Below are 13,916 nucleotides of genomic sequence, written 5' to 3'. Positions count from 1 at the left end.
TTGTTAGGACACGACGTCTGGGACGCGCCTGCTTGCCGCAGCCCTTTAGTTTCGCCCAATTCGGCCTGCACTGCCAGCGCGTGCCGGTCAAGGGGGCGCCGATGGCCCGATCAGGGCGGGGACAGGCCGGCACTGGTGCGAAAGGGGGGACTCGAACCCCCACGCCTTGCGGCACTGGAACCTAAATCCCGAAGCCCCTGCCGATTAGTGCTGACCACTCAACTACTTACAGCGTTCCAGTCTATCAGGTGACGCTTCGGGTGACATATAGGTGACGCCGGGTGCCGCGACAGGTGACACCAGGTGACGCCGAATAAAGTGGTCATCTTCGGCGGACCTCCTCCTAGGACAACCATTCAGAACTACTCATTGCTGTTCACCACCGAGGACTACTACAGTTCCACATAGGTCCACCCAGGACCAACAACCGAACCACTCAGGACCGTACCGGGCAGCCCCCGGTGCGGTCCTCCCGTTTTGACTTTTGCATCCCCCGAGGGCAAACGATGACGACTTGGCAAGAGAACGACCTGCACGCCGCCCAGCTCGAACTGGAGAAGGAAAGCACCAGCCTGGGCATTGCCCGCTACGAGAAGATCAGGGAGCAGCGCCAGGAGGCCGAGACCGGCCCCGGCCGCAAGCTGGTCATGGAGAGCATCGACGCCACCGCCGCCGCGATCATGGCGTTCGTGGCCGAAGCCGACACCGGCAAGCCGGGCAAGCGCCACGCCGCCCTCAAATTCATCCGCCACCTGAACCCCCACGCCCTCGCCTATCTGACCAGCTTCACCTGCGTCAACGCGCTGGTCGCCGATCACCGCAAGGCGGTGTCCGTGGCGATCACCCTGGGCCACGAGGTCGCCAACGAGATCAACTTCTCCCTGCTCCGCGAGAAGCACCCCGGCCTGTACCGGGTCGTCCAGGAGCAGCTCAAGAAGTCCACCTCGGCCCGGCACTCCACCGCCGTCATGCGGCACGTCATCGCCGACGCCGAGTTCGCCCCCGAGGACGACAAGCGCCTCTACCTGTCCGACAAGGACGCGCTGCTGGTGGGCATGAAGCTCATCGAGCTGTTCGTCGAGGCGACCGGGCTGGTCGAGCTGGTCACCGTCGCCGAGCGCGGCAAGCGCCACCTGCTCATCGCCGGGAATCAGAAGGTGCTCGACTGGCTGACCAAGGCCCACGACAGCGCCGCCCTGTACCAGCCGGTGCTGATGCCGATGGTCGTCCCGCCCCGTCCGTGGACCACGCCCCGCGACGGCGGCTACCTGACCGACATCGGCGGCCGGGCTGACCTCGTGCGTACCCGCAACCGCGCCTACAAGCGCGAGCTGGCGCTGGTCGATATGCCCAACGTCTACCAGGCCCTCAACGCCATCCAGGCAACCGCCTGGAAGGTGAACGTGCCCGTCCTAGAGGTCATGCGCGAGCTGTGGAACGCAGGCGGCGGTGTCGCCGGGCTGCCGGAGCGTGAACTGATGGACCTGCCGAGCCGCCCTGCCCTGCTGGAGACCGACCCGGACTACTTCAAGGAGCACCACGCCGACGAGTTCAAGGAATGGAAGCGCGACCGCGCCAAGGTCTACGAGGCCAACGCGCGCAGCGTGTCCACCCGCCTCGCCGCCGCGCAGAAGATCGCCTTGGCGGAGAAGTTCGCCGAGTACCCCGCGATCTACTTCCCTCACAACCTCGACTTCCGCGGCCGGTGCTACCCCCTGCCCCCGACGCTGACCCCGCAGGGTGATGATGCGGCCAAGGGCCTGCTGACGTTCGCCCAAGGCGTGCCGCTCGGCGAGGACGGTGCCTACTGGCTCGCCATCCACGTCGCCAACTGCTTCGGCGTGGACAAGGTGTCGTTCGAGGAGCGCGTGGCCTGGGTGCGCGAGCACGAGGAGCAGATTCTCGACAGCGCCCTCGATCCGCTGGACGGCCAACGCTTCTGGATGGACGCCGACAGCCCGTTCTGCGCGCTGGCAGCGTGCTTCGAGTGGCTCGGCTACAGCCTCAACGGCCGCGATCACGTCTCCCATCTGCCCATCGCGCTCGACGGCTCCTGTAACGGCCTCCAGAACTTCTCGGCCATGCTCCGCGACTCCGTGGGCGGTGCAGCCACCAACCTGATCCCGCAGCCGAAGCCCGCCGACATCTATTCGCGCGTGAAAGACGTGGCCCAGGAGAAGCTGCGCGCCCGTGCCGAGAGCGGCGACCCGCTGGCGATCAAGCTGGACGGCCAGCTCACCCGCGACATCGTGAAGCAGCCGGTGATGACGCTGCCCTACGGCGTCACGAAGTCGGGCATGCGCGCCCAGGTGCTCTCCAAGTTCAAGAAGCTGGGCATGGAGGACGATTGGGAGACCGCCGAGTACCTGGCGACCCTGCTGTGGGAGTGCATCGGCGAGGTCGTGATCGCAGCCCGCGCGGCGATGGACTGGCTGCGTGACGCCTCCAAGGTCGCCTCGTCGGCCGACCTGCCGGTGAGCTGGACGACCCCCGCTGGCTTCCCGGTCCTCCAGGAGTACCGCGAGGAGGAAGGCGTCCGCATCCGGCCGCACGTCGGAGGCCGCGAGGTGAATTTAGTGGTCAACATCGGCGGTACTAAGCTCGACCGTCGCAGGCAGACCCTCGGGATCAGTCCGAACTTCGTCCACTCCTGCGACGCCAGCCACATGATGCTGACCACCTGCCTCGCGGCAGAGAACGGCATCGAGTCGTTCGCCATGATCCACGACTCCTACGGTACGCACGCGGGCCAGGCAGCAATCCTCGCCGCCGCACTCCGGCAGGCGTTCGTCGATCAATACAGCGGCGACGTACTGGCCGACTTCCGACAGCAACTCGTCGAGCAGCTCCCGCCAGAAGCGGCAGAGAAACTCCCACCCCTCCCGCCGCATGGCGACCTGGACCTCAGCCTGGTGCTGGAGTCGCGCTATTTCTTTGCCTAGTCCATCCCCCTTTGGCAATTGATACCCCAAGCGAGAACATCAACATGAGCATCAACTACCAGCACGCACTGAACACCTACGTTGCCCAGGACCACTTCGGTGTGGTCCTCGGCATCTACAACCCGGCCGAACACGGCACGGTCGAGGAGTTCAAGCACCGCATGACGGAGCTGCACGCAGGTGCGTGATCGCGTCATCGACGGACTGCACTCACGTTCTGCCGAGAGCGCCGCACGCGGCGCTTTCGTAGTGATCGACAGCGTGCAGTCCCTCGGCCACCCGGCCGATCAGGTGATCGGCTTGGCGTGCGCCTTCAAGAACTTCTGCGAAGTGCTCGGCCTCGATCCGATGGAAGTGCTGCGGGTCGTCTCGCGCATGGAGCAGGACTGCCGCTACCGGCAGGTCAACACCCTCAACGCCGTGCGCCGCTACGCGGAGCGCGAGCTGAAACCGCACTACCCGTGATGCGTGACCCGATCACCGACGCCTTCATCGACGAGGCGCTCATCGGCTTCGACATCGACGAAGCCTTCGGCATTTCCGCCGACACCCCGTTGACCGCCGCCGCTGACCTGTGGCGCGCGGGCATCTATCTCCCGACCAACTACGAGACCGACAACTGATGGCAACCAAGAAGCGCGAACGATTCGTCTCCCCCAAGGGCACCGCCGTGTGGCCGCGCCTGAACGAACCGGACACCAAGTTCAAGCCGGAAGGCGAATACACCGTGAGCCTGGCGTTCGACCCGAACGACAAGGACTTCAAGGCGCTGGCGAAGAAGCTGGAAACCCGGCGCGACGAGCTGTTCCAGGAGTTCCTGAGCGAGAACCCGAAGAAGAAGAAGGGTGCCGAAGTGGCCCCGGTGTTCACCGAAGAAACCGACGAGAACGGCGATGACACCGGCCGCGTGCTGGTGAAGTTCAAGATGAAGGCCAGCGGCGTCAGCAAGCGCACCGGCAAGAAGTTCACCATGCGCCCGGACATCTTCGACGCCCGCGGCAAGAAGATCGACAACCCGCCGCAGATCGGCGGCGGCAGCGAACTCAAGGTCTCCTACGAGATCGGCGGCTCGTTCGTCGAATCGGCCAAGAAGTTCTACCTGACCTGCTACATGGTCGCCGTCCAGGTGATCGAGCTGGTCGAGTTCGGCCAGCGCAACGCCAAGGACTACGGCTTCGGCGAGGAGGACGGCTACGAGGCCGCCGACAGCGCGCCGTTCAGCGACAGCGATGACGACTCGGACGACGACAGCGACTCCGACGACGAGGGCGATGACGGCGACTACTGATCCGCTGTCGGTCATCGTGAACACCGCGAGGGGGGCCAAGCATTTGGCCTCCCTCACGTTCCCGTTTGACCCGGTGCCCGCCTCGCGCCCGAAGGTTTCGCGCTGGGGCGTCTACTACGGCAAGACCTACAAGACCTGGAAGGAAGCCGCAGAGAAGCATCTGCCAGCCGGTGATCTGGACCTGTCGCCGACCGATCCGGTTTTAGTGGTCATCATCGCGGTATGCAAACGCGCCAAGACCTCGAAGGCCGCGTTTCCCAAGGGCGACGTGGACAACCTCGCCAAGGGGCCGATGGACGTTGTGACCAAAGCCACCGGCTATTGGGCCGACGACAAGCAAGTCATGTGGCTGCTCTCCGGTAAGCGCTGGGCGCAGCCGGACGAAGAACCACGCACCGAAGTCCACCTCTACAAACTCTAAGTGCGCCTCAAACCTCTGGAATCGGTAGAGGCGCTGTTCGTCCTCGCCAGCATGACCCGCCCCGAGCAGGTCACGACCGGCGAAGAACTCGCACGCCTGCACCGCTCGCAGGGCTACTCGAAGATCGCCGTCCACTTCGTCATCGAACGTGACGGCTCGATCTACGACGGTCGCCCGCTGAATCAGCCCGGCGCTCTCGCCGGTAAGCACAACCAATCCGCATACCAAGTCTGCCTCCTGGGCGGCGTCAACGACGCCATGCAGCCCGAGGACAACTTCACCGAAGCCCAACACGCCGCGCTGCGACGCCTGCTCGCCGCCTACGGCAAGCCCGTCGTGTGGGCACCTGACTTCCCTCGATAGGAGAACCCAACGTGAAACCGCTGCCCCCGCAAACCCAGGTCGTCCTGGATCACCTGCGTCGCCACTCGCACCTGACCTCGTGGCAGGCCGAAGGCGTCTACCGCATCCGCCGCCTCGCCTCGCGCGTCGATGAGCTGCGCGCTGCTGGCTTCGAGATCGAAACGCAGACCTGCGAGGACGCCTCGGGGCAGCGGTACACGCGCTATCGCCTGTCGCGCCGTCAGCGCCGCAGCAAGGCTCCGCTCCTGGAAGCGCGCCGCGCTCCGAAGCAGTACCGCGTCGATGCGCTGCTCCAGCTGTATCGCAACTACTGCACCGACGAGCTGGGCCTCGACGCCAACGATGCGACCGAAGAAGTCGCCGCATTCACCAAGTTCCTGCTGGAGAAGAACGCATGACCAACACCGCTACCACCGTCATTCCGTCCGCGATGCGCCTGGCTTTCGAGCGCGCATGGGCGCGCGCCGACAAGCCGTTCCGCGGCCTGGGCCGCACCGTCAAGGGTGCGCTGAATCGTCGCCTCGGCATTTCCTACCGCAAGCGCATGTGGTCCGTGGAGCGTGCAAAGCGCTGACTCCGAATACCTCCACAAAGAGCCGTGCCCGAACTGCGGCAGCAAGGACAACCTTGCGCGCTACAGCGACGGGCACGGCTACTGCTTCGGCTGCGGTCACTACGAGCCAGCCGAAGGCGAGGAGGTCTCTCAACCCACCAGCAGGAAAACCATGAGCGACTTTGCGAAGGGTGAACCGCAAGCCCTGGCGAAGCGCGGTATCACTGAGGAAGCATGCCGTAAGTACGGCTACTGGATCGGCAAGGACAAGCACGGCAAGACCGTGCAGATCGCCAACTACAAGCGCGATGGCGGCATCGTCGCGCAGAAGCTCCGCTACCCCGACAAGAAGTTCTCATTCATCGGCGACTCGAAGGCGTGCGGGCTGTTCGGCCAGCACCTCTACGAACCGGGGCGACGCCTCGTCATCACCGAAGGCGAGATCGACGCGCTCTCCGTGGCGCAGGCACTCGGCCTCCGCTGGCCGGTGGTGTCCGTTCCGAACGGAGCGCAAGGCGCGGCCAAGTCCATCAAGCGCGAGCTGGAGTGGGTCAACGGCTTCGACGAGGTTGTGCTCATGTTCGACATGGACGAACCGGGCCAAGCCGCCGCGCAGGAAGTGGCGCTGCTGCTGACTCCCGGCAAGGCCAAGATCGCACAGCTCCCGGCGAAAGACCCGAACGAGCTGCTCCAGCGTGGCGATGCCGAGGCGATCACCCGCGCCATCTACGAAGCGCAGACCAAGCGCCCCGATGGAGTGGTGACGTTCGGCTCCCTCAAGGAGAAGGCACTCAAGCCGGTCTCGATGGGCATGCCTTGGCACGACCCGCGCCTCACCGCGCTGACCTACGGCAAGCGGTACGGCGAGGTCTACACCTTCGGCGCGGGCACCGGCATCGGCAAGACCGACTGGCTGATGGAGGAAGCAGCCTTCATCGCGCAGGAAACCGGCGACCGCGTTGGCCTGTTCTTCCTGGAGCAGCAGCCGGTCGAGACGGCGAAGCGCATGGCAGGCAAGGTTGCTGGCTGCCGCTTCCACGTCCCCGATGGGAGCTGGACGCAGGAGGAGCTGGAAGCCGCGTTCGAGATTCTCGACAAGGGCCAGGTGTTCATCTACGACCACTTCGGCTCGTCCGAGTGGGACGTGATCGAAGCCAAGATGGCCCACATGGTCGTCGCCGAGGGCGTCAAGCACATCGTCCTCGACAACCTCACGTCGTTTGCGGCCGGTGCCGAGGACGAGCGGAAGATGCTGGAGGACACGATGGCGAAGATCGCGCAGTTCGCGCAGCGCCACCTCATCTGCATCTACCTGGTCTCGCACCTCGCCACGCCGGAAGGCAAGCCACACGAGGAAGGCGGGCGCGTGATGCTCCGCCACTTCAAGGGCAGCCGCGCGATTGGCTTCTGGACGCACTTCGCGTTCGGCCTGGAGCGCAACACGCAGGCCGAGAACGAGGCCGAGCGCAACTGCACGACCTTCCGCGTCCTAAAGGATCGCTTCACCGGCCAGTCGAACGGCCAGGTTCTCTACTACAGCTACGACCACGCATCCGGCCGCCTGCTCAATGCAGATGCTCCGGGCGAATACGGCGACTTCGCCGACGAGTCATCCGATGTATCCACCTCCGACTACTGACGGCCGCTCGGTCGTCGGCTTCATCCCAGCTGATGCGCCGCTCTCCTTCGCTGAGAGCCTCGTTCTCCCCTACCAACTCCCGCGCTCCGACCAAGCCTGCCGTGTCATGTACGGCAAGCCTGGGCGGCGCGTGGTCATCCACATCAAAGCCGAGGAACTACCCCAATGAAAGAGATCGTCGCCATCGCAATCGACCTGCTGACCGCTCCGTTCCGCAAGGACACCGTGACCGACGTGGTGAAGGTGCTGGAGGGCCAGGTGGACAAGCTGTTCAAGATCAGCGCCGACCGCATCGCCACCGCATCGACGCTGCGCGACAAGGCCGATGTCCTGCACTCGCAGGCCGACGAGCACGAGGAAGAAGCCGAGCGCGCCCTGCGCGTCGCCGAGCGCTTCACCAACCTGATCCGCTAAGGGACCAACCATGACTGCCGAGCAACACGCTCGGTCCCTGTTCGACGTGTTGCCGGCCGAAGTCCGCCACCTGGTGATCCTGGGTGGCGGAAGCCTGCGCGCGTTCTACGACGGGACCGAAATCAAGGACATCGACTGCTTCTTCGTGTCACTGGCGAGCTACACCTACGTGGCCGCGTACCTGAGCGGCCGTAACGACTGGACCAGCGAGGCCGCTCCGAACGGCATCCGCAACTTCCGCTCGCCCGAGGGTCACCTCGTGAGCCTGATCGGCTTCGAGTTCGGTACGCCGCACGAGCACTGCGCCCGGTTCGATCTGCGGTGCTGCGCCCACGTCGCCATCTACGAACCCAGCACCGACGAGGTGGTGGTCGTATCCCTCGAAGGCGCGGTTGCCGACGCATCGGAGAAGCTGCTGTTCGTGCTGAACAACAACGGCACCGAGCGCACCATCCGCCGCATCACGCACTACGTCGAGGATTACGGCTACACGCTGCATCCCGACCAGCCCGAGCAGGACGAACTGTTCGAGGACGACGACTTCCCCGGCCACGCGCCGCAGGGCGTCCACACGCCGCCGAAGGCCCCCGAGCCGGAGTACATCCTCCGCGCCCGCCGCCGCGTCCGCGCAATCCCCGTAACCAACCACGGCTACCCGTAAGGAGGACCGCCGTTGATCCTCGTATTCGACTGCGAGACCAATGGCCTCCTCGACGAACTTGACACGATCCACTGCATTTCCCTCCAAGAGGTAGATGAGACCGGCGCACCGCGCGGTCCCATCCTGTCCGCCAACGATCACGGCACGGGCGAAATGACAGTCCGTCAGGCCGTCGAGAGGCTCAAGAAGGCCAAGCGCGTTGTCGGCCACAACATCGCCGGATTCGACATTCCGGCTATCGCCAAGGTGTTCCCGGACTTCAAGGTCCAGGCGTACTTCGACACGTTGCTGATGTCCACGCTGGTCTACCCGGACCTCAAGGACCGCGACTTCAAGGCCCGCAAGAAGCAGGGAGCGAACCCGGTGTTGCCGGGCAAGCTGATCGGCCGCCACGCCCTCGAAGCGTGGGGCTACCGCCTCGGTCGCTGGAAAGGCGACTACGCGGCGCAGATGGCCGCACGCGGCCTCGATCCCTGGGCACAGTGGTCTCAGGAAATGGACGACTACTGCGACCAGGACGTTGCGGTCACGCAAGCGCTGTTCGCGTTGCTGATGAGCAAGGGCCTCCCTACCGAGGCCATCGAGCTGGAGCAGGCCGTCGCGCCGATCCTCTCGCGTCAGCAGCGCTACGGCTACCTGTTCGATCAGGAGAAGGCGCGTGAGCTGGAGTGCATCCTCGTGTCCCGGCGCACTGCGCTGGAGGCCGAGCTGCGCAAGGTCATTCCGCCGTGGAAGGTGGTGAAGCGCAAGTTCGTACCGAAGCGCGACGACAAGCGCCGCGGTTACGTCAAGGGCGTGGAGGTCACGACCTACAAGGACGTGGTGTTCAACCCGGCAAGCCGCCAGCACATTGCTGACCGCTTGACTGCAATGTACGGCTGGCAGCCCCAGGAGTTCACCGAGAAGGGCCAGCCGAAGATCGACGAAGAAGTCCTGGGCGCGCTCAAGTTCCCGATCATCCCGCTCCTGCTGGAGCACTTCATCGTCAACAAGCGCCTCGGCCAGCTCGCCGAAGGCGACGAGGCGTGGCTCAAGGCCATCAAGAAGGACGGCCGCATCCACGGCAGCGTGAATCAGAACGCAGCGGTGACCGGCCGCATGACGCACTCGAAGCCGAACATCGCTCAGGTGCCGAAGGTCCAGCACTCGAAGGAGAAGGGAATCCTCAAGGGCCAGGAAGGCGGCTACGGATTCGAGTGCCGCTCGTTGTTCTGCGTCCCAACAGGGAAGCTCCAGGTCGGCGCGGACGCCTCGGGATTGGAGCTGCGCTGCCTGGCGCACTTCATGGCAAAGCACGACGGCGGCGAGTACGCCAAGGTCATCCTCGAAGGCGACATCCACTCCGTCAACCAATCGGCGGCAGGACTGCCAACCCGCGACAACGCCAAGACCTTCATCTACGCCTTCCTCTATGGGGCAGGCGACGCGAAGCTCGGCTCCATCGTTGGCAAGGGTCGCCAGGCCGGGGCGAAGCTCCGCTCGAAGTTCCTGGCCGGGCTGCCTGCGCTGGAGAAGCTGGTACGCGGGGTCAAGAAGCGCGCGGCCGAGAAGGGATACCTGATCGGTCTCGACGGCCGGAAGCTGCACATCCGCAGCGACCACGCCGCGCTCAATACCCTGCTCCAGTCGGCCGGTGCGCTGGTGATGAAGAAAGCCCTGGTGATCCTCGACGCCGACCTGCAAGCCGCAGGGTTGGTGCCGGGCGTCCACTACGAGTTCCTCGCCAACGTCCATGACGAGTGGCAAATCGAAGTGGACGAGGACAAGGCCGAGTTCGTGGGCAAGACCGCCCAGGCTGCCATCCGCAAGGCTGGCGATTACTTCGGCTTCCGCTGTCCGCTCGATGGCGAGTTCAAGATCGGAAGGAATTGGGCCGAGACGCACTGACCCGCGGCAAGCGGGACATTGCACTCGCCCTGGTGCGCCAAGCGAAACGCCGGGCAGCTAGGAAGGGACTGCCGTTCGACCTCACGTCGGACGACATCGTGGTCCCCGACTTCTGCCCGGCACTGGGCATCCCGCTGTACCGCGCTGTCGGGCGCAAGGCCCAAGGCCCCAACTCACCCACGCTCGACCGCATCGAACCTGACCTCGGCTACGTCCGGGGCAACGTGCGCGTGATCTCCGCACGCGCGAATCAGATCAAGTCCGACGCGACTCCCTCGGAGCTTCTGCGAGTCGCCTGTTACGTCCAAGAGAACCGATGAACCCAACCAACATCCTGCGCGCCCTCGCGGCGCTGCTGGTCGTTGCCGCGCTCGCGGCAGGCGGCTTCGCAGCCTGGAAGTACACCGCAATGGCCCAGCGCGTGACGGAGCTGGAGGAGTCGGCAAAGGAACTGGCCGACCTCAAGCAGACCGTCGAGACCCTCAACCGCGAAGCCGTGCGCCGCTCTGCCTTCGATGCAGCGCTGCGGAACGCCCGCGCCACCACCAACCGCTCTGTGGAGATTGCAGCAAATGCTGACCCGGAAACTGGCGATTACCTGTCTCGCCGCATTCCTGACGAGCTGCGCCGCGCACACCTCGAAAGTCGTGCCGGAGCAGTTCCTCCAGCCGACCGTCATTGAGGGCACGCACTCCTCACTCGACGCCGTGATGGCTGACCCGACCACCACCACCTACGACCTCTACCGCTTCGGCGGCAACGCCGAGGACGGCCTCCAGCGTTGCAACGCCGACAAGGCGAGCGCCCTGGAAGTCCTCAAGGAATCGAACCGATGAACGAGAACCGGCTTCGCGTGCATTTCATTGGCGGCCCCGCTGACGGCGATGTCCGCGTGATCGATCCGTGTACCACCTACCGCGTGGCTGTGCTCGAACACCAGCCCGAGGTTCATGCCTACAACGCCAAGTGCCCGTGCTGCACCGAGCGCATGCTGCGCCCCGTGGAGTGGAGCACCGCGACCTACTTCATCCGCCGCGTTAGCGAGAAGTGCTGGGTCGCCGTACACGAGAGCATGGTATGAAGCGCGCTCTCCTGATCCTGGCGCTGTGTGCTGGCCTCGCTGCGTGCGATATGAAGCCCTGGCCGCCGAGTGCGGACTATGGCTCGTGCCTGAAAGGGCACAGCGAGAACTCCTACATCATCATGTGGCAGTCGATGTGTACGGGGAACTCCTGCACGCAGATTCCGTACACCATCCCGACCACCGACTTCGTGTGCGACGAGCACGAGTACCCGCTCGGCGACGGCCCGGAGTACCAGGCCGGAATGAAGCGCTACGCCGCCGAGCTACAGGCGTGGTATGAGCGCCACCCGGAGAAGCGGCCATGACTTCCTACGTCACCTATCGGCCACCGCAGGCGGCCGGTTCCTGGGTCATTGGCGGCAACTTCTTCGTGCAGGTCCGGGAGCGTCCGAACTGGCTGCACCGCTGGTTCGCGCTGGCGTTCCTGGGATGGCAGTGGGTGGACGCATGAACAAGCGCGGCCCCCTGCTACTGATCGACGCCGATGTGCTGCGCTACCAGCTCGCGTTCTCGAACACCGCGAACATCGACTGGAACGGCGACGGCAACAAGGTCGAAGCGATCCAGCCCGAGCGCGCGAAGGCGAAGCTGGAGGACTACATCGACGAGATCGTCGAGAAGTTCGGCGCGCGTGATTACCTGCTGGCCCTGTCCTGCAAGAAGCACAACTTCCGCAAGGACATCGACCCAACCTACAAGCTCAACCGTGCCAGCAAGGACAAGCCTGCCCTGTGGTACGTGCTCGACGAGTTCGTCTACGACGAGTTCGGCGACAAGATCGTGGAGATCGAGAACCTGGAAGGTGACGACGTGCTGGGGCTGCTGGCCTCGCACCCGAATCCGAAGCGCGCGCCAGGCAGCCGCATCGTCGTGTCCATCGACAAGGACATGCAGACGATCCCCGGCATCCGTCTCTACAACCCCAACCGTCCCGACGTGGGCGTCCGGCCGATCTCGGCTCACGACGCTGACCTGTTCTGGATGAAGCAGGTGCTCACGGGCGACCAGGTGGATAACTACCCCGGCTTCCCCGGCATCGGCCACAAGGGCGCGGACGAGCTGCTCATGCCCATCCACGAGGCGTACCGCGATGCGTCCGTCGAGGAGCACCTCGGCGCGCTGTGGAACACCGTCGTCACCACCTACACCACCCGCATCCCCCGCGGCGGCACCGAGCCGCTGTCGAAGCACGATGCGATCCGCCAAGCACGCCTCGCGCGAATCCTGCGCTACGGCGACTACAACCCCAAGACCAAGGAAGTGAAGCTGTGGAAACCCTGATCCTGTTCATCACCATCGTCGCCGTGCTGGCCGTGCTGTTCGCCTTCGTCGCCTACGGCGCTGCCTGGCTGTGGTGGCGCAGCCTCAACACCCTCGAACGCACCCTGTACCGCTCGGCTGGCAGCGTCAAGCTGTGGCCGGCCGCTGTCGGCGTTGCTGGCGCGGCTTGGCTGATCGCCCGGTGTTTCGCCTGACGACAACCAAGCCACCTGATCCTGCTTACCGCAACTCGTCCACGTAGAACTGCTTCCAGTGTGCAATCTCTGACGGATTCCGACTTACGGGTTCTCGGCTATTGAAAACCCAAAGCTGGATCGCCTTCGGCGTAGTCAACGTTTCATACGTGCAGCTGAACTCAGTGAGCTTATCTGTGATGAGCTGCTTGGCCGCATCGTAGCGCTCTCGCTGAATTCCTTGTGCTTGCCCTGATGCCACGAGCGCATCCATCGCCTCCTGTAGGCCATAGAGCTTCTGTGCAAGCTCAGAGATTTCCGCTCCGTTTGTGTTACTCGGCGTAGAACTCGCCATACCTGTCTCCTTCCATAACGAACACGAATTGTACCCGGCTAAGGCCGGGTTTCTCTTTTGGAGTCCCCATGAAGATCATCGGAATCACCGGCCGCGCCCGCAGCGGCAAAGACACCCTGGCCGAGTTCCTGGTCAGCGACCACGGCTTCGTGAAGCTGTCCTTCGCGGCCCCGATCCGCGCCTTCGTGGCGGACATCACCGGCCTGCCGGTGTCCGCGATGGAGGACGGCCCGCTCAAGGAGGAGCCGCTCGACTGGCTCAACGGGCAGACCCCGCGCCGCCTGATGCAGACCGTGGGCACCGAGTGGGGCCGTGAAATGATCGACCGCGACCTGTGGGTCAAGGTGGTCGCGCAGAAGATCCGTCAGGCCCGCCGCGACGGCGCTGCTGGCGTCGTGGTGTCGGACGTTCGCTTCGACAACGAGGCGCAGTTCATCCGTGAGTGGGGCGGCCAGGTGGTCCAGGTGCTCCGCGACAGCGCGGCCCCGGTCTCGGCGCATGCCTCCGAGGCAGGCGTCCACGGCGACCTGATCGACACCGTGATCGACAACAACGGCCCGATCCACCGCCTGCGGATGGTCGCGGAATCGCTGGCCCGACTCTAAGGGTTTAGTGGTCATCATCGGGGGAAACGACAGTTTCCCCACCTATTCATAACCCAGGAGTTCTATGCAAATCCCTCTGCACTCCTACGACCTGATCGACCTCCTGGACGAACTGCACCCCGAAGTGATCTACGACCCCGCCAAGCCGAAGGAGGAGTTCCTGCTCCGGCAGGGCGAGCGCCGCCTGATCCTCCGGCTAAAGGCGCTGCGGAAGGTCGAGCAGATGGAGCACCGCGCCCGCTAATCATGT

The 13,916-nt window shown here is 64.6% G+C and carries 24 protein-coding genes; 23 read left to right on the top strand and 1 reads right to left on the bottom strand.

Going from position 1 to position 13,916, the window contains the following annotated elements; translation table 11 throughout:
• The first annotated feature begins 506 nt into the window (after window positions 1-506).
• From AC5P7I_RS18750 to AC5P7I_RS18650, 21 genes are all read left to right on the top strand, one after another.
• Window positions 507-2,942, top strand: coding sequence for a DNA-directed RNA polymerase (locus tag AC5P7I_RS18750; RefSeq protein ID WP_005412423.1), 2,436 nt, complete (start codon window positions 507-509; stop codon window positions 2,940-2,942).
• Between the two features lie 44 nt (window positions 2,943-2,986).
• Entirely contained in the window at window positions 2,987-3,130 is a 144-nt protein-coding gene (locus AC5P7I_RS18745; RefSeq protein ID WP_005412422.1) for a hypothetical protein, read from the top strand.
• On the top strand, window positions 3,123-3,407 hold the full coding sequence (locus AC5P7I_RS18740; protein ID WP_005412421.1) for a hypothetical protein: 285 nt from the start codon (window positions 3,123-3,125) through the stop codon (window positions 3,405-3,407). Before AC5P7I_RS18745 ends, AC5P7I_RS18740 begins: the two co-directional genes overlap by 8 nt.
• Window positions 3,407-3,565 (top strand): hypothetical protein, encoded by a 159-nt coding sequence (locus AC5P7I_RS18735; protein WP_154267700.1) that lies wholly within the window; start codon window positions 3,407-3,409, stop codon window positions 3,563-3,565. The genes AC5P7I_RS18740 and AC5P7I_RS18735 overlap by 1 nt, the downstream gene beginning before the upstream one ends.
• Entirely contained in the window at window positions 3,565-4,230 is a 666-nt protein-coding gene (locus AC5P7I_RS18730) for a hypothetical protein (RefSeq protein ID WP_004154595.1), read from the top strand. Before AC5P7I_RS18735 ends, AC5P7I_RS18730 begins: the two co-directional genes overlap by 1 nt.
• Complete coding sequence (locus tag AC5P7I_RS18725; protein ID WP_157178715.1) at window positions 4,214-4,651, top strand: RusA family crossover junction endodeoxyribonuclease; 438 nt, start codon at window positions 4,214-4,216, stop codon at window positions 4,649-4,651. The genes AC5P7I_RS18730 and AC5P7I_RS18725 overlap by 17 nt, the downstream gene beginning before the upstream one ends.
• The gene (locus AC5P7I_RS18720) at window positions 4,652-5,014 is read left to right on the top strand and encodes an N-acetylmuramoyl-L-alanine amidase (RefSeq protein WP_004154593.1); all 363 of its coding nucleotides are present in this window, start codon (window positions 4,652-4,654) and stop codon (window positions 5,012-5,014) included.
• A gap of 11 nt (window positions 5,015-5,025) precedes the next feature.
• Window positions 5,026-5,412 carry a helix-turn-helix domain-containing protein gene (locus AC5P7I_RS18715; RefSeq protein ID WP_004154592.1) on the top strand — a complete coding sequence of 129 codons (387 nt, stop codon included), beginning with the start codon at window positions 5,026-5,028 and terminating at the stop codon, window positions 5,410-5,412.
• Window positions 5,409-5,588 carry a hypothetical protein gene (locus AC5P7I_RS18710; protein ID WP_004154591.1) on the top strand — a complete coding sequence of 60 codons (180 nt, stop codon included), beginning with the start codon at window positions 5,409-5,411 and terminating at the stop codon, window positions 5,586-5,588. Before AC5P7I_RS18715 ends, AC5P7I_RS18710 begins: the two co-directional genes overlap by 4 nt.
• A complete protein-coding gene (locus AC5P7I_RS18705) occupies window positions 5,575-7,206 on the top strand; it encodes a toprim domain-containing protein (protein WP_262088314.1) in 1,632 nt (543 codons plus the stop codon). Before AC5P7I_RS18710 ends, AC5P7I_RS18705 begins: the two co-directional genes overlap by 14 nt.
• A gap of 165 nt (window positions 7,207-7,371) precedes the next feature.
• Window positions 7,372-7,620: a hypothetical protein gene (locus tag AC5P7I_RS18700; protein ID WP_005412417.1), complete on the top strand. Its 249-nt coding sequence runs from the start codon at window positions 7,372-7,374 to the stop codon at window positions 7,618-7,620.
• A gap of 10 nt (window positions 7,621-7,630) precedes the next feature.
• Complete coding sequence (locus AC5P7I_RS18695; protein WP_005412416.1) at window positions 7,631-8,281, top strand: Gabija anti-defense Gad2 family protein; 651 nt, start codon at window positions 7,631-7,633, stop codon at window positions 8,279-8,281.
• A gap of 12 nt (window positions 8,282-8,293) precedes the next feature.
• Window positions 8,294-10,168: a DNA polymerase gene (locus tag AC5P7I_RS18690; protein WP_049417451.1), complete on the top strand. Its 1,875-nt coding sequence runs from the start codon at window positions 8,294-8,296 to the stop codon at window positions 10,166-10,168.
• The gene (locus AC5P7I_RS18685; protein ID WP_050483582.1) at window positions 10,150-10,488 is read left to right on the top strand and encodes a hypothetical protein; all 339 of its coding nucleotides are present in this window, start codon (window positions 10,150-10,152) and stop codon (window positions 10,486-10,488) included. The genes AC5P7I_RS18690 and AC5P7I_RS18685 overlap by 19 nt, the downstream gene beginning before the upstream one ends.
• The gene (locus AC5P7I_RS18680; RefSeq protein WP_005412414.1) at window positions 10,485-10,850 is read left to right on the top strand and encodes a hypothetical protein; all 366 of its coding nucleotides are present in this window, start codon (window positions 10,485-10,487) and stop codon (window positions 10,848-10,850) included. Before AC5P7I_RS18685 ends, AC5P7I_RS18680 begins: the two co-directional genes overlap by 4 nt.
• 28 nt (window positions 10,851-10,878) lie before the next feature.
• Window positions 10,879-11,004, top strand: coding sequence for a hypothetical protein (locus AC5P7I_RS18675; RefSeq protein WP_005412413.1), 126 nt, complete (start codon window positions 10,879-10,881; stop codon window positions 11,002-11,004).
• A complete protein-coding gene (locus AC5P7I_RS18670) occupies window positions 11,001-11,249 on the top strand; it encodes a hypothetical protein (RefSeq protein ID WP_005412412.1) in 249 nt (82 codons plus the stop codon). The genes AC5P7I_RS18675 and AC5P7I_RS18670 overlap by 4 nt, the downstream gene beginning before the upstream one ends.
• Window positions 11,246-11,557 carry a hypothetical protein gene (locus AC5P7I_RS18665; RefSeq protein WP_043033722.1) on the top strand — a complete coding sequence of 104 codons (312 nt, stop codon included), beginning with the start codon at window positions 11,246-11,248 and terminating at the stop codon, window positions 11,555-11,557. Before AC5P7I_RS18670 ends, AC5P7I_RS18665 begins: the two co-directional genes overlap by 4 nt.
• On the top strand, window positions 11,554-11,703 hold the full coding sequence (locus AC5P7I_RS18660) for a hypothetical protein (protein ID WP_005412410.1): 150 nt from the start codon (window positions 11,554-11,556) through the stop codon (window positions 11,701-11,703). Before AC5P7I_RS18665 ends, AC5P7I_RS18660 begins: the two co-directional genes overlap by 4 nt.
• Complete coding sequence (locus AC5P7I_RS18655) at window positions 11,700-12,533, top strand: hypothetical protein (RefSeq protein ID WP_004154583.1); 834 nt, start codon at window positions 11,700-11,702, stop codon at window positions 12,531-12,533. The genes AC5P7I_RS18660 and AC5P7I_RS18655 overlap by 4 nt, the downstream gene beginning before the upstream one ends.
• On the top strand, window positions 12,521-12,727 hold the full coding sequence (locus tag AC5P7I_RS18650; protein WP_005412408.1) for a hypothetical protein: 207 nt from the start codon (window positions 12,521-12,523) through the stop codon (window positions 12,725-12,727). The genes AC5P7I_RS18655 and AC5P7I_RS18650 overlap by 13 nt, the downstream gene beginning before the upstream one ends.
• Window positions 12,728-12,752: 25 nt before the next feature.
• Here the strand turns inward: AC5P7I_RS18650 and AC5P7I_RS18645 are convergent, their stop codons facing one another.
• Window positions 12,753-13,061: a hypothetical protein gene (locus AC5P7I_RS18645; protein WP_032961816.1), complete on the bottom strand. Its 309-nt coding sequence runs from the start codon at window positions 13,059-13,061 to the stop codon at window positions 12,753-12,755.
• A 68-nt stretch (window positions 13,062-13,129) separates the two neighbouring features.
• Here AC5P7I_RS18645 and AC5P7I_RS18640 point away from each other — a divergent pair, with 68 nt between their 5' ends.
• A complete protein-coding gene (locus tag AC5P7I_RS18640) occupies window positions 13,130-13,666 on the top strand; it encodes a deoxynucleotide monophosphate kinase family protein (RefSeq protein WP_004154581.1) in 537 nt (178 codons plus the stop codon).
• A gap of 64 nt (window positions 13,667-13,730) precedes the next feature.
• Complete coding sequence (locus AC5P7I_RS18635) at window positions 13,731-13,910, top strand: hypothetical protein (RefSeq protein WP_005412407.1); 180 nt, start codon at window positions 13,731-13,733, stop codon at window positions 13,908-13,910.
• The last annotated feature ends 6 nt before the right edge of the window (window positions 13,911-13,916 follow it).

Source organism: Stenotrophomonas sp. YJH_SMC_138, assembly GCF_059369855.1.
Note: the sequence above shows the minus strand (reverse complement) of the source record. Positions and strands in the feature narration are given on the sequence as shown.